The organism is Peribacillus sp. AS_2 (assembly GCF_026891895.1).
GTDB classification, from domain to species: domain Bacteria; phylum Bacillota; class Bacilli; order Bacillales; family DSM-1321; genus Peribacillus; species Peribacillus frigoritolerans.
Map to the genome: position 1 here is coordinate 166,198 of NZ_JAPTGA010000005.1, position 15,086 is coordinate 181,283.

At 38.5% G+C, this 15,086-nt stretch carries 14 protein-coding genes and 1 pseudogene; 11 read left to right on the top strand and 4 right to left on the bottom strand.

The window, feature by feature from the left end:
• The first annotated feature begins 498 nt into the window (after positions 1-498).
• The 6 genes and pseudogenes from OTG27_RS10960 to OTG27_RS10985 all read left to right on the top strand — a co-directional run bounded on the left by OTG27_RS10960 (position 499) and on the right by OTG27_RS10985 (position 6,001).
• Positions 499-1,263: an NUDIX domain-containing protein gene (locus OTG27_RS10960; protein WP_268936905.1), complete on the top strand. Its 765-nt coding sequence runs from the start codon at positions 499-501 to the stop codon at positions 1,261-1,263.
• Positions 1,264-1,278: 15 nt separating this feature from the next.
• Positions 1,279-1,830: a cysteine hydrolase family protein gene (locus OTG27_RS10965; RefSeq protein ID WP_268936906.1), complete on the top strand. Its 552-nt coding sequence runs from the start codon at positions 1,279-1,281 to the stop codon at positions 1,828-1,830.
• A gap of 61 nt (positions 1,831-1,891) precedes the next feature.
• Complete coding sequence (locus OTG27_RS10970; RefSeq protein WP_034312208.1) at positions 1,892-3,361, top strand: nicotinate phosphoribosyltransferase; 1,470 nt, start codon at positions 1,892-1,894, stop codon at positions 3,359-3,361.
• 34 nt (positions 3,362-3,395) lie between these two features.
• Positions 3,396-4,226 carry an ammonia-dependent NAD(+) synthetase gene (nadE, locus tag OTG27_RS10975; RefSeq protein ID WP_268936907.1) on the top strand — a complete coding sequence of 277 codons (831 nt, stop codon included), beginning with the start codon at positions 3,396-3,398 and terminating at the stop codon, positions 4,224-4,226.
• Positions 4,227-4,366: 140 nt separating this feature from the next.
• A pseudogene (locus tag OTG27_RS10980) lies at positions 4,367-5,299 on the top strand (serine hydrolase domain-containing protein).
• A gap of 408 nt (positions 5,300-5,707) precedes the next feature.
• On the top strand, positions 5,708-6,001 hold the full coding sequence (locus OTG27_RS10985) for a hypothetical protein (RefSeq protein WP_098184842.1): 294 nt from the start codon (positions 5,708-5,710) through the stop codon (positions 5,999-6,001).
• Positions 6,002-6,150: 149 nt separating this feature from the next.
• Here the strand turns inward: OTG27_RS10985 and OTG27_RS10990 are convergent, their stop codons facing one another.
• A complete protein-coding gene (locus OTG27_RS10990; RefSeq protein WP_063576322.1) occupies positions 6,151-6,555 on the bottom strand; it encodes a hypothetical protein in 405 nt (134 codons plus the stop codon).
• A 341-nt stretch (positions 6,556-6,896) separates the two neighbouring features.
• On the opposite strand from OTG27_RS10990, the gene OTG27_RS10995 reads away from it, so the two are divergent.
• The 5 genes from OTG27_RS10995 (at position 6,897) to OTG27_RS11015 (ending at position 10,590) form a co-directional block, all read left to right on the top strand.
• Entirely contained in the window at positions 6,897-7,145 is a 249-nt protein-coding gene (locus OTG27_RS10995) for a hypothetical protein (protein ID WP_268936908.1), read from the top strand.
• 229 nt (positions 7,146-7,374) lie between these two features.
• Positions 7,375-7,803 (top strand): YwqH-like family protein, encoded by a 429-nt coding sequence (locus tag OTG27_RS11000; protein ID WP_268936909.1) that lies wholly within the window; start codon positions 7,375-7,377, stop codon positions 7,801-7,803.
• Complete coding sequence (locus tag OTG27_RS11005) at positions 7,803-8,093, top strand: YwqI/YxiC family protein (RefSeq protein WP_253514612.1); 291 nt, start codon at positions 7,803-7,805, stop codon at positions 8,091-8,093. The genes OTG27_RS11000 and OTG27_RS11005 overlap by 1 nt, the downstream gene beginning before the upstream one ends.
• Positions 8,090-10,117, top strand: coding sequence for a T7SS effector LXG polymorphic toxin (locus OTG27_RS11010; protein ID WP_268936910.1), 2,028 nt, complete (start codon positions 8,090-8,092; stop codon positions 10,115-10,117). Before OTG27_RS11005 ends, OTG27_RS11010 begins: the two co-directional genes overlap by 4 nt.
• 17 nt (positions 10,118-10,134) lie before the next feature.
• Complete coding sequence (locus tag OTG27_RS11015) at positions 10,135-10,590, top strand: immunity protein YezG family protein (protein ID WP_268936911.1); 456 nt, start codon at positions 10,135-10,137, stop codon at positions 10,588-10,590.
• Positions 10,591-10,816: 226 nt separating this feature from the next.
• On the opposite strand, the gene OTG27_RS11020 is transcribed toward OTG27_RS11015, so the two are convergent.
• The 3 genes from OTG27_RS11020 to OTG27_RS11030 all read right to left on the bottom strand — a co-directional run bounded on the left by OTG27_RS11020 (position 10,817) and on the right by OTG27_RS11030 (position 14,766).
• The gene (locus OTG27_RS11020) at positions 10,817-11,731 is read right to left on the bottom strand and encodes an iron-hydroxamate ABC transporter substrate-binding protein (protein WP_268936912.1); all 915 of its coding nucleotides are present in this window, start codon (positions 11,729-11,731) and stop codon (positions 10,817-10,819) included.
• 979 nt (positions 11,732-12,710) lie between these two features.
• Positions 12,711-13,922, bottom strand: coding sequence for a SpoIIE family protein phosphatase (locus OTG27_RS11025; protein WP_268936913.1), 1,212 nt, complete (start codon positions 13,920-13,922; stop codon positions 12,711-12,713).
• Positions 13,923-13,944: 22 nt separating this feature from the next.
• Positions 13,945-14,766, bottom strand: a complete 822-nt coding sequence (locus OTG27_RS11030; RefSeq protein WP_063576314.1) for an alpha/beta fold hydrolase — start codon at positions 14,764-14,766, stop codon at positions 13,945-13,947.
• Positions 14,767-15,086 lie beyond the last annotated feature (320 nt).

Here is a 15,086-nt window from a genome sequence, read left to right on the forward strand (position 1 = left end):
TCAAAAACTAGAAAATATAGTGGTTCTTATACTGCGTTAGTTGAACTAGAAATAAGGGGTTTTTAGTAACGAGGATAAATCTAAGTTATTCCATTAAAGGGCGCTTTTCTTTTATAAGAAGGCGTCTTTTTATAATATACTTATAAATTTCAGGGATTGTATTTTTTTAGGTAAAGAAATGATTGTGAAGCTTTCTACTTAAACTATAGGGTGCGTTCGTATTATACGGTCGACCAGTAAAAATGAACTGCACCCCAATTGTTAGACACAACAAACAACTGGAGGTGCAGTTTTTTAACAGAATCTATTATATCAGTAGCCAGGGTAAGACGTACGGGCGGACTATTTACATGTGTTAAAATAAATGATTATTTAAATAATTAGAAAATTTTTCTGTTTTAGAGTTGCTAAATCACATAAGGAAGAGTACTATAATTAGTAATTAAAGATTTACTAATTACTTAATTCCATACTTAGTGAAAGAAAGTGAGAGTTGCCATGGCTCAGCAGGAAATAAAGAAATATATTACTCCAGATGGATATACGGCAGATATTGCAATTTTTACTATTACTACAAAGAAAACGGCAGAGAAAGCCCCTCCTGAAATGTTTTTGAAGCTATTATTGATCAAACGTGCCTCAAAAGATAAGGAAGGAAGCCCCAATGTTGAAGGAGATAAATGGGCTTTACCCGGAGGCTTTGTCAATGCTTCCGAGACTGCCTATGAAGCAGCCAAACGAGAATTGAAAGAAGAAACGGGCGTAACTGGATTCCATGTCAAGCATTTCGGGGTTTATGACCGCCCAGGGCGCGATCCCAGGGGATGGATCATATCCAATGCTTTTTATGCAATTGTCCAGGAAGAGTTTCTTCATCAAAGAAAAGCGAATGATGACGCAGCTGAGGTTGAATTGTTCACGATTCAGGAAGCCTTACAATTAGATCTTGCATTTGATCATTATACAATTATTAACGATGCGATGAATGTATTGAAAAAAGAAATGGTGCAAACGACGATAGCCCAAAAATTCCTGCCGGATGAATTTACACTTTCTGAACTGCAACGGGTTTTGCTGACAGCCAGAGATGATGCAAAAATCAGTGCAGACTCCCTTTTTTATGCAAAGGCCCCGAAGCTTCCGTTTTTGGAAAAAGTATTGGATGAAAAGGGAATGCAAAAGAAAACGAAACGTAATTCGTATCGGCCTTCACAGCTTTACCGGTTTAATGCAGAGGTTGTCATGGACTCTATTTACTATTAAGGGGGAATTTGTGAAATGGGAAAAAAGGCATTGATCAATATAGATTATACGTATGACTTCGTGGCAGACGGGGGTTCATTGACCTGCGGGAAGCCAGGTCAGGATATCGAGAAGGAACTTGTCAATATAACCAAGGAATTTATTAAACAAGGCGAATATACGGTATTCGCTATTGATTTACATGAAGAAGGAGACCGCTTACATCCCGAATCGAATTTGTTTCCACCACATAATATTAGCGGTACAATGGGTAGAGACCTATATGGGGCGTTAAAAGAGGAATATGAAACAAATAAAAATCAAAAGAATGTTCATTATATAGATAAAACACGTTATTCGGCCTTTGCAGGAACGGACCTTGATATCCGCCTGCGGGAACGTCACATTACCGATGTATATTTAGTCGGAGTTTGTACAGATATTTGCATTTTGCATACGGCAATCGACGCTTATAATTTAGGCTATAAAATTTTTGTATATGAACATGCAGTGGCCTCGTTCAATGATGCCGGTCACCATTGGGCGCTTGGACATTTTAAAGGATCTCTTGGAGCAACCATTCTATAATTTCGATTCAAGCAACAGAATAGAAGGGAAGCGAATGCTTCTCTTTTGGGAGGAACTATCCATGGAAAAAAAATACAACGATGACAGTTACGCATTACACACTGACCTATACCAAATTAATATGGCCCAAACTTATTGGCAGGACAAAACACATAACCGCAAGGCAGTTTTCGAGATATTTTTCAGAAAGCTTCCATTTAATAGCGGATATGCGATTTTTGCAGGACTTGAAAAAATTGTCCATTACCTTCAAAACTTTTCCTTCTCGGAAAGTGATATCGACTATTTAAAAAATGATCTGCACTATGATGAAGAATTTTTGAAATATTTGAAGAACATCCGTTTCACGGGAGAGATCCGCTGCATGAAAGAGGGGGAACTCGTCTTCGGCAATGAACCGATATTACGGGTGGAAGCACCGCTTGGTGAGGCTCAACTCATAGAAACTGCGTTGCTTAACATTGTGAACTATCACACACTCGTGGCAACAAAGGCATCACGCATCAAGCAGGTCATCGGTGAAGAATCTGCCCTAGAATTCGGTTCAAGGCGGGCGCAAGAAATGGATGCCGCAATTTGGGGAGCGAGAGCGGCCTATATTGCTGGCTTTGATTCCACTAGTAATGTACGTGCTGGAAAGCTGTTCGGCATTCCGGTTTCAGGGACGCATGCACATTCCATGATCCAAGCTTATAAAGATGAATATACGGCTTTTCATAAATATGCTGTTTCCCATAAAGACTGTGTATTCTTGGTTGATACGTATGATACATTGCGTTCTGGCATCCCGAATGCAATCCGTGTTGCCAAGGAATTGGGTGATAAAATCAATTTCATTGGCGTCCGTCTTGACAGTGGTGATTTAGCTTACTTATCAAAAGAAGCAAGACGTATGCTTGATGCTGCAGGATTCCATGATGCGAAGATTGTCGCTTCCAATGACCTGGATGAATATACAATCATCAACCTGAAACAACAAGGAGCAAGAATTGACATTTGGGGCATCGGAACCAAATTGATTACGGCTTATGACCAGCCAGCGCTGGGTGCTGTTTATAAAATGGTTTCAATAGAGGGCGAAGATGGGAATATGAGAGATACCATCAAAATTTCTTCTAACCCTGAAAAGGTCACGACACCTGGCCTAAAACGAGTATATCGAATCATCAATAAAGTGAACCATCATGCTGAAGGTGATTATTTGGCAATGGAATATGAGAAGCCGCAGGAGCAGGAAAAATTAAAAATGTTTCATCCTGTCCATACATTCCTAAGTAAATTCGTCACGGATTTTGATGCGGTTGATCTGCATGTGGATATTTTCAAGGATGGAAGTTTGATTTATGAATTGCCGACCATAGATGAAATCAAGGCTTTCACGCAAAAAAATCTCCAAGTATTATGGCCGGAGTACCTTCGTGCCCTTAATCCTGAAGAATATCCGGTAGATCTAAGCCAGGATTGTTGGGATAATAAAATGAGGAATATAGATGAAGTTAAAGCCAAAGTAGAAAGAATGCTAACGAAATGACCTATCTATTTTATTAGAAAGCGGGGAAATGCCAATGCGTCCATTACAAAAAGAAATCGTAAAAAAATTACTTGTCCAACCAACGATCAATCCCGAAGCCGAATTCAGGAAAAGTGTTGATCTATTAAAAGGGTATATGAAGAAAAATACGTTTCTGAAAAGCTTCGTACTTGGAATTTCCGGAGGTCAAGATTCAACACTGGCTGGCTATATTGCCCAAACCGCCGTCAATGAATTAAATGAAGAAACGAATGGCAGCGACTATAAGTTTGTTGCTGTAAGCTTGCCATATGGAGTACAGGCAGATGAAGAAGACAGGCAGCTGGCTTTAAAATTCATTAAGCCAAGCCAAACAGTTACAGTCAACATCAAGGAAGCGGTGGATGCATCTATCAAAGCTGTGGAAGAAGCAGTTTCTGAAAAGCTATCGAATTTCTTAAGGGGAAATGTTAAAGCACGAGAGCGAATGAAGGTGCAATATGATTTAGCCGGGCTGTATAAAGGCGTTGTGCTTGGTACGGATCATGCAGCTGAAGCGATCACAGGTTTCTTTACGAAACATGGTGATGGTGCAGCTGATATCATTCCTTTATACCGTTTAAATAAAAGGCAAGGAAAAGAAATCCTGAAATTCGTCGGTGCTCCTGAGCGCCTTTATACGAAAATACCGACGGCCGATTTAGAAGATGACAAACCGTTACTTCCTGATGAAGTGGCTTTAGGCGTTAGCTATGATGAAATCGATGATTACCTTGAAGGCAAGGAAATCAGAACGGAAGCAGCTGAAATCATCGAAGGATGGTATACTAAAACCGAACATAAACGCAATGAAGCCATCAATGTTTATGATACTTGGTGGAAATAACGAGTGAAATCTTAGATAAGTTATCCCGCATCACATAAGATGCGGGTTTTTTGCAAGACCTAACAAGCACCTTTGCCAACACATCAGTAATGAAAATTTTACCGGCAAGGGAGACTTTACATATGAACATATCCTAGAATATTGAAGCAACGAGCAAGGAAATTGAATTCTCGGGTGTAATCAGTGAGAAAGCGGGAGATGATCTGATCCATAGTTCAGCACATGGCTATTCCAATCGAACGGACGAAATCATGAATACGACTGAAACAAGGTTCGGTATTGCTTCCGGTTGTAAACTGTTTACCGCGATAGCCATTTGCCAGTTAATACAAAAAGGAAAACTTAGGTTCGATTCTAAACTTAAAGACTGTGTTCGGATCATGTTTCCTGATTTCAATCAAAATGTGACCATACATCACCTCTTAACACACACTTCGGGCAACCCCGTTTGATGAAGAAGTGATGGATGATTTTGAGGAGCTATGGCAGAATAATCCGATGTACCATGTAAAAGGATTAAAAGATTTCCTGCCAATGTTTCAAAATGAGGTGAAGATGTTTCAACCCGGTGAAAGGTTCCATTACAATAATGCAGGCTATATTTTATTAGGATTGATTGTTGAGGAACTAACTGGACTTGAATTTACCGAATATATCGACAAGAACATCTTTCGGCCTTGTGAAATGAAATATTCCGGTTATTTTTCCATGGATCAGCTACCTAAAAATACTGCATTAGGGTACATAGACGAAGAAAATGGAGCATGAAGAACCAACGTTTATTCCCTTCCCATCAAAGGTAGTGCGGATGGAGGGGCGTATATTACCACATCAGAGATGTTCAGGTTTTTGGGGGGGTATTTTCCAATCAATTACTGAAGCAAGAATATACCAATCTCTTATTGGAAACCCATATTGCTACAGAAGATGATGGGGAATACTATGGCTATGGTATATGGATCCATAAAAAAAATGACGCGATTTTCAAATACCACCTTATGGGGTATGACCCGGGAGTAAGTTTCAATTCTGCGGTATATCCGGCAAAGCGATTGAGAACCGTCATTACTTAAAATAAAGGCATGGGTCCATACCATATTACTAGGGCGATCGAGAAAGAATTATAAAAATAAATGGAACCTTTCCACTAATGTAGGGTTCCATTGTTTATATTCAATCTGAATGCATTCAAGTATTTTTTAAGAAAGGGACGAATTCGCATTCAATTGCTAAATTGGTTCCAGAACTTCTGGAGTTTCAAGGGAAGATCACCTTCTGTACGCTTATTCAAGAACGAATCTTGGATGATGTTACGGCACACAATTTTTCATTTATTGTCGGAAATCTTTAAGGAGGTAGCTTTCTTTAGGTTTCAAGGCTTTTCCAAACAAAGAATTTGTATATTTAAATATCTTGAAGTAGAGTATATTTAATATACTTTATTTTATCCGGTATTTTCCGATGGAGGTTCTTTTTACATTATGAAGGCAAGATATGAACTAGCGAACATGAACTTAACAGTAAGCAATGTGACTTTACGTAATGCTGCGGATAGCTATGTCCTCTTGAAAGCTGCAGATGATCAAAATAATGAAATCACGATCAAGCTTTCCCACGAACAAGCGGAATTTCTGGAAGCGGAATTAAGGGAAGTAAATCGCCGCCGCAGGGAAAATAGTCCTGATATAACAGGAAATGATCAGGAACGTATTACTGACGACGATTCTTTTAATCTGTTCAGCATTGATTTATTCAGTGAAAATGAATCGAAGTAATCCTCAAATCATATTTGCTTCTCTGTAACCTTGCTTTCGATTTAAGATGATGCTGCAGAGAATCCATCATTCCCGCCAATACAAAACCCGAATTTCCATTTATTGAAAGGCATTAGGAATGTTTTAAGCAAGGTGACCTATCGTTACCTTTATTTTGATTGCTTGAAAAAATTCTTCACAAATAGGAATATGGATGATAGTACAGCAAAAACCATGAAAAATACGATGAACCCCCAAAGGCCTATCGCCGCATCTTGAAACTCCATATTTCCCCTGCTGGTAAGGGCTTGCTGTATCTCTATGGCAAATACTAAAACAACCATGACTGTAAAGGTATAAAGGAAAGAGAGTATCGTTATCCCAAAACGCATCCGGGCAATTAAATTAGATAAAAATAACACGAACAAAAATATGATGATACCGATGATTCCCATTATCCAAAAATGCAAATCTTTGTCCGTTGCATTTGAATTTAATGTGTCACTTACAAAGAATAGGATGAAATCGTGAAGATTATTGACGATTTCAGCTAATATCTGGATGATTTCTTTCATTTCTCACACCTCCAATCCTTAGATTATAGCAGGTTATAAATCTATATAGAAGAGGGAAGGTCCTCGAGGCTGTCAGACTGACCTTCGGTGGAAGTAATGGGAAATCATAAACATGCTTGGAAACGAAAAAAAACATAAATGAATGAAGAAATCAGTTCATGTAACTTCAGCTAAATAAGGGTAGATTGAACAAAATACATAGAAAAATAAAGTAAATCATGGAAAGCAGGAGTGCCTATTTCCAATGTTTTAACACCTTAGGATCTAAACCATAATTGTTTTAATCGGAATGCTAGTAAAAAATGTTTTTATTTAATGATTTCATGGTTGGGGGAAAAAGTATGAATGATATACATAATCATGTGTTAACAGTAATTGATTTTATGAAAACCGGACACAAAACTTGCTTTGTGAAGGTCATCGGTTTTGATGCTAAATCCGGACAGGATTTTAAAGGTGAAGTTAAATTTGTCGGTGATTTGCCTTTTGGTGATTTGATACATCCCGAGCGGTCACATTTATCCTCCTCTTGCAGGGAATTTGTTCGGGATGACCTGCTGCATAGATACAGTCAAGGGCAATTTGAATGAAGTGTTGGAAGTTTATATAGTGAATCCAAGGGGTTTGCTTGTTTAAAATTGGTAAAATGCCGGGTATAAAGAATATGGTATGTAGGAACTTTTTTATGCCAAACTTCTCTTTCAACTGATAAAATAGCATATTTCTCCCTATTTAACTCTCGGACTTTAATCCTTATAATGTTAAATAAGAAAAATATGACAGTTAGTGTAGGATTATACTGTTTCTGAGGTGAGTTTCATGGTATATGCAGATATTTTGAGTAATATACACTCTGCTATCTCCAGTAAAAAAGCAGATTTAAATGTGAAAATTGAACGATTAGAAAATGCAAAAAACGATATTATAAAAGAACAGAGCATGTGTCTTAACGAGATTAGGAAAATAAAAGAGCCTGAGCTTGGTGGCAGCTGGACAGGGAACCGTTCGGATCACTTTCAGGATGCCCGTCATGATGCCTATAATGTGATGTTCAGTATCATTCATGACGATTATGATGATTACCAATGGAAAATCGAAGCGATGATTACAAAGCTGAATGCAGAGAATACGCTTCTTAGCATAGCGGGGAATATAGCCGAAGAAGCCGACTCCCTTTTGAACAAAGGCGAAGAGGCATTTGAGCAGCTGGAAAGTAAAATATCCGATTTAAAAAGGCGGTTGTTTTAATGACGACAATCAAACTGAATCATCCTGCCGTAATGAAGCAAGTCGATCAGGTGAAGACGGCACTTGGTACAGTCACGCTTGGAAATTTGCCGGCAGGCGAGCTTGGCAACAATAAATTGGAATTCACTTCGAAATGGATCGATCGCGAAACGAACCTGGAGAAGGTCTTCGAGCAATATATCAAAATCGTCCAGAAAAATGTGGAAGATACCCGTGCCAACATTGACTTATTAAAAGAACAGGATGAAGCCATCGCTCATACGTCTTCACATGGGTATCCTGTGAAATGAAAATATATGAAGCCGAGACATTGAAGGCCGCAACCAAGTCGCGAGCTAAGCAATATGAAGACCTAAAGAAGGAAGTCACAGCCCTGAAAAAGGAATTTCAGGGCATCGTCGGCCTGGATAACGAGTTTCAGGGAGCCGGAGCTACCGCCATCAAAAGCTTCTATGAAGCGCAAATCGAGGTGGCGGATGCCTGGATGGAACTATTCACGACCCAGATCAGTTTTTTGGAAGGCATACCGGCCAGTCTGGAAGAGGCGGACCTCTCCGGAAATTCGGTGGTCGAGGTTCCCTTTTTAGATGGCGAAGTCTCGAACGGAATCAACCAAGCGAAGTCGCTTGTCGATGAACAAGCGAACGATCTCCAAAGGATCCTGAACAGTATTGACGATATCCTATCTCTTGATATGTTCGACCAAAAGGACTTTAATGAAAAAATCACGCTGGCCGGGCATAGGCTGGATGACACCGTGACAAAGGTCGAGAATGTCGACCGGCAATTGGTCGAGGAATATGATGTGTCCGTCGGGCAGGAAAACGTGGCCGTTGGCCTCTTCCGTTCCTTGCTTGATGCCACCAAACAGGACGGCCACGTTTCGCCGATGACGTTCGATCAATCGGCATTCAAGAGCAGTGACGTCTATCAGGTGAAGGATGAAGTCGCCAGTCAGATGAAAGACTATCAAACCTTCAAAAAGCAGCAAGCCGAAGCCCGGAAAATCGAACAGGAAATGGAAGAACTCGAAAACCGGCCATGGTATGAAAAAGCCTGGGATACGACAAAAACCTTTACAGGGGAATTCACGGGATATTATGATTCTATCAGGGCCTCGACCGGAGTCGATCCAGTAACGGGCCGCAAGCTGTCCGATGCCGAACGAATCGCCGCCGGCGCCATGGCCGCCGCTGGATTCATCCCCGTCGTCGGCTGGGCCGGACGGGCCATCAAAGGCGGCAGCGCCATCTACAAAACGGCCAAAGGGCTCAACGCAGCGAACCACGCGCTCGATGCCTATAAAACGACAAAAGGCTTTAGCCTCCTCCAGAAAACCGAATACGGGATATACGGGCTCCTCGCAGCCAACGGCCTCGGTGAAGCAGCCACCGGCAAAGACATGTTCGGCAACCAGCTAACCGAAGAACAGCGCCAGAACGGCCTGTTGATGGCACTCGGAATCGGCGGTGTGGCAGGTGCGGCCAAAGTCGCCGATAAAGTAGCGAATGGTACAAAGTTCATCCCTTACAGCAAGGAATTTGCGCAAAAGCAGGTTCAGAAGGTTCAAGCTACAATAACAGACATCGCGAAATCAGGAAAAAACACGTTAAAAAATATAGGTGACGAACTAGGTAAAAAAGAAATACCTAAACGGATAAGTGTGGAACAAGTTTCCCTCGCAGGAGGACCAACCCTTCCCCAAGTTATGATGGAAAAACAGACAATTAAGGAAGCCTATCAGAAATTCACGGTGAAGGATAGAAAAGTAGAGGCTGTTTCAGGGGAGAGTGTTCCTAAGGGGACGGGTAAAGATAATTCTGGAGTAAGTGAAGTCAAAACATTTATCGACAAAGGGCAACAGTTTACAAATGGTAGAAAAAATAGGTTAAAGCCTGATATTAGGTATAAAACTGGAGAGTATGATTACTTATATGAAACAGATAATTTAGGTAGGATTACAAAATTTGAAACAGAGAATTTACAATTAACAGAAAGAAAAGACAGATTGTCACACAGCAAAAATACACCAGGTAAAGTAAAAGGTCAAGACCATGCAGGGCATTTGGCAGGTGATAGGTTTGGAGGATCACCTAAAATTGACAATTTGGTATCGCAATTATCTGATGTTAATTTGAAGAAATATAAGAAAGTCGAAGATAAATGGGCTGCAGCTCTAAAAGAAACACCACCAAAAAAGGTAACAGTTGATGTTGCTATAAATTACTCTGGGAATGATATGCGCCCAGACAAATTTATAGTTAATTACACTATTGATGGTAAGCCGGGCAGTGCAAAATTTAAAAATTTATAAAAGGAGTGCAATATAGTATGAAACAATTTGAAGATAGATTTAGTGAATTGCAAGCTGATATGATATCCATTTGTATGGAATATGTTGAAGATAGAGCCGATAAAGTATATGTTTATGCTTCATGTGAAGAAGATATGATATCGAGCAGTTTCTTTTATTTAATTAACAATAAGTATGTAGAATGTCATAAGGTGAACGATGCATTGGAAAATGGGGACGAAAGATATGATGTATCTACAGAACGACAGTTTATGGTATTAAATATTATCAATGATGATGCCGAAAAAATTGAAGAATTATGCAAAGAATACGAAAGAGACATGCCAACGGAGTTGAAATTAATATATGATGCTAAGAGTGGCAGTCTTAAAGCTGAATACAAGTATGATTTAGTACATACAAATGATGATATAAAAACGGCAGATGATTTTGCTGATGAGTGGTTTGAGGAGATAAAAAATAATAATCTTTAAATTGTTTAGATTTAAAGATATGCTCTAATTTGAATTCATAACTCATGAAGATTATGTCATCATGGAGTTATATAACCAGGGTGAGTAATGAATTAATTTATATAACTAGTTAAACAGCATCTGTTGCCTAAAAGGCATCAGGTGCTGTTTGTTTTTCTGGGAAGATATTCAAGTATAAAACACATTAAAGAAGGAATTCTCATTTAAAGAATTCCTTCTTTGCATACTATTTGTTAAGAAATGATTTTTCGAAAAATTCCAGAAGATGCTCTAGAGTGATTGGATCACTGTAAGTGGATGCTTTACTATTTATTTCAAATATACGATCGTTCTTAACTGCAGGAATATTTTTCCACGTTTCGGTCTCCACAAATGAATTAACTACATCAGGGTTTTTACTAAAGATAATATAATCTCCAGTATACTCAGGAAGCACTTCAGATGAGAGGACATAAATGCCGGATTTAAGTGCCTTTTCTTTTACTTTTTCAGGCATTTTCAAGTCCATTGCTTGATACAATATTTCTGTTCCGCGTGCATAATTATTTCCAAATACATAAAACTCCTTAGCATCATTTTCAATGACAGAAACGGTTGCATCTTCACCAATTTTTGCACGTATCGCTTTTCCTGCTGTTTCTGCACGTGTTTTGAAATCTTTAACCCATTCTTTTGCTTCCTTTTCTTTGTTTAGAAGTTTTCCGATTTCTATTTGCTGTGATAAATAATCTAATTTCCCCCAAGTGAATACAACAGTCGGAGCAATTTCATTAAGCTTTCCGATATTTTTCATCTCGGATCCGGCTATGATTAGGTCCGGTTCCAGTTCAATGATTTTCTCCAGGTCATCTTCTGAAACGACTTCCACTCCCTTTAGTCTATCTTGAAAAAGGGGATTCATATTAGTCCATTGATCTATTCCAACAATATTACCTTCCAAAGCCAATACATTAGGTCCATTGGAGAGAGCAATTATTCTTTTTGGGTTTTTAGGAATCTCAACAGGACCAGTTTCTGATTGATATGTAATTGTTTCTGATTTTGTCTTGGAATCATTATTTTCGTTCGCTTTTTCGTTGTTCCCACAGGCACTAAGGATAAGTACGAACAAGAGCAGGAATGGTATGAATAGCTTTTTCATTTGATTTTCTCCTTACTGATTATAGTGTAGGTTAAAAATATACCAAAAAAAGTCTAATTAATAATGATATTCATTTTCAATGACTACATCAACATATTAATAGGAATGATAATCATTGTCAATAACTTTCGCCAGATTGCTAAACTCCGTGAACTAAACCTTCACCCCTGCTAGTATTGTGTTTTTCTTCGTAAACCAAGTCTAGTAGTTAAAGGTGGATAGCACATTCAACGGATGCCGCATCCTAAGAAGTGGGATAAAATAGCTCGGTTCGTGTCATCATTTTCCGCATGCTTCGTTTAATACTTGATATTGAATTTTTTTCGATTAACTCTTATTAAAATAATGACAAGTAGTTGTTTACATAACTATATTATGGTTTAATCGTTGAGAAATCATATATGTTTGAACGAAAATAATGTGCGAAGATCGTTTATTCCTGGCCATAAAACTTGGGGAGGTTTCATTCTGCTTCCACATACATTGGAAATTGTCCAGAATCATTTGCATTCAGTCTAAACTTTTAGCAACTTGTCCACACCTTCCATCAGTCCATGCATATACAATAGTAAGGAGGGTGTTAGGATGGAGATAAACTGTTGTTATGAAGAAAAATGTTTTGAGAACAATGACCCAAGTACAGTATGGTTTCCTGGAAAGCGTTGTAAATGTAAGTGCAAATGCAAAAAAAACAAGCGCCGTTTTCATTAATCACTAAATGAATGACTGGATATAAGTTGTTCAACAGAGGCAGGCCCAGCGGCTGCCTTTTTTATTTGGACATGCGTGATATATATTAGTGGAATTGCGCTGAAATATATAAAGGTGAAAAAACACTCAACCATTATGGAAGAGTGTTTTTAAGCATGGGATATAGAAAATTAAAGTTCATTGAACTAAAGTTAATCCCTATACGAACTCCCAAGAAATTGAACAGTAACTTGGATTAGTTATGTAGCAGATAGCACACCCCGATGTTTTATTTTAGTTTAACTAAAATAAGACATTGGTCATCTTTACGTTGGAGAGTGTCCTCTTCATATCTAAGCGTTTGTATAACTTCTTCCTTAAGTGCAGATAAAGGGGAAGCGGAAAAGGTCTTTAACAATGAGCATAAACGGTCTGAACCTATAGGTTCTTCAACTCCATCTGTATAAAGGCACAGCATACTTTCCTTATTGTATGTAACGGTATTTGTTTTAAAAAGTATATCTTCAAACATCCCGAGTGGTGGCCGATTAGAACGCAACTCATATTGTTTTCCGTTTATATCCTGTAAAAGAACGGATGGATGGCCTGCATTGATATAATTAATTTCTCTCTTATCAGTATCGATTAAAAGGTAGACGGCTGTGCAGTAATGAGAAGATTTACTTGTATTTTTGAATAAAGAATGAAGATGGTCATCTAATTCTTTCATCACCGTTTTCACTTCTGAACCTTTTAAAATTAATCTTTCAAATATGGAATGTAGTGACATGGTTATTAGGGCAGAAGAAAGCCCATGCCCCATCACATCAAGTAGGATAAGGCCATACCGCTGGGCGTCAATTTGGTAAAAACCATATATATCACCCGATAATTGATTGGAGCCTTTATAATACGCTTGAATTTCAAGATGTTCATTAATAATAGGAACTGGCAATAGTGTCTCTTGTATCTTTTTTGCAAGACCCAGTTCTCTTTCTGTATCTACTTTGAATTTTTCATTTTTTTCGTTCAACTCAATCAGCTTATTCTTTTGCATTTTCATCGTTTCATGAGCAATCTCTAAATCAGCATAAGCCTTATTCCTAGCATTTAGTGCGGTCTCTGCTTCTTTTTTCGCTATAAGAAGCTCATTTTCTAATTCGTTTCTTTTTCGCATTGGAATCACCACACACTCAATAATGGTTCTTCCATCTCGCTCTCTTTGAACAGCGTTGAGTAACACAGGTATTTCTTCATCATCTACAGACTTTATGGATATATATATTTCCTCAATCTGATTTTCTAATTTAATCAGAGGAACCAGATAAAGCTGATGAAAGAGTATAGCTGAAGCCGAAAGGATATAATTAATAGGCTGCCCTTGCAATTGATCGAGATTATACCCCAGTAATTTAAGTAAGGTTTGATTAACGGATAAAATATCATCTTCTTCTGATAAAGTTAAATATCCGCAGGGTGCCTCATTCAGTTGTTCATTCACAAAAATTCACACCCATCTCTATCTATAAATCGTTTGTCGGAAATTCATCCAAAAACTGTCGAATTAAGAATATCGTCTCTTCAGGATGACTCATATGTGGACAGTGTCCTGTTGCTTTCATCACTTTCAATGTACTATCGGGAAGATGCTTATGAATATATTCACCTACTGCTGACGGAGCAATAACATCTTTGGAACATTGCAAAATGAGTGATGGTACTTTTACTTTTGCTAAATCTTTACGGTTGTCTGCAAAAAAGGTAACCTCCGCAAATTGTCGTGCGATAATGGGATCAGTAGAACAAAAACGATTCTCTAAATCCCGTTTAAGTTCTGGGCGATCTGGATTACTCATGACCGTTCCCGCAAAAGCGGTTGCCCAGCCTATGTAATTTTTGTCCATCATATCAATCAATCCTAAAAGTTGTTCTTTCTCGAATCCCCCGTAATAATCATTTGGGAGATTAAGGTAGCAAGGGGAAGGACCAACAAGGACAAGTTTAGAAAAATATTCAGGATGTTCAATGGATGCCAGCATCCCAATCACACATCCAACAGAGTGTCCAACAAATATAGCATCTTTTAGGTCTAATGCCGAACAAACATCAAGTACGTCTTGTGCATACCCATCAAGGGTACTGTATCTTTCCACATTATATGCCTGTATATCTGAATTACCTGACCCAACATAGTCAAATAGAATAATATGGTATTCATCTTCGAAATCTTTTGCAACTGATTGCCAGACATTTTGATCACAACCAAAACCTGGTGCAAATATCATTGGTCGTGTACCTCTTCCTCTAATCTTTACATTATTACGCAATAAAATATTGGGATTCATGATTGGCTCCTTCATTTAGAAGATATACTTACTATATGGTAACACTAACCTTATTCGAATTAAAGGATTACACTTTAGCTGAAAATTGTCTGAGCTTGAACAGGAATGAGGAGAGTGGTATACACTTGGCGGAGTTTCAAGACTTTGGAAACTCTCGGTCTTTCGTATACAGGAACCTCTTATACCTGGAAAAGGTCGACAACGTTCCTTGATAATATGGAAAGCCTTATTATAAAAAGGGGTCATGTATAAAAGAAATACGAGGGATTTTTTGATTAGATCGCCAAGAAATATGGTCATGATATTATATTTTAATAGAT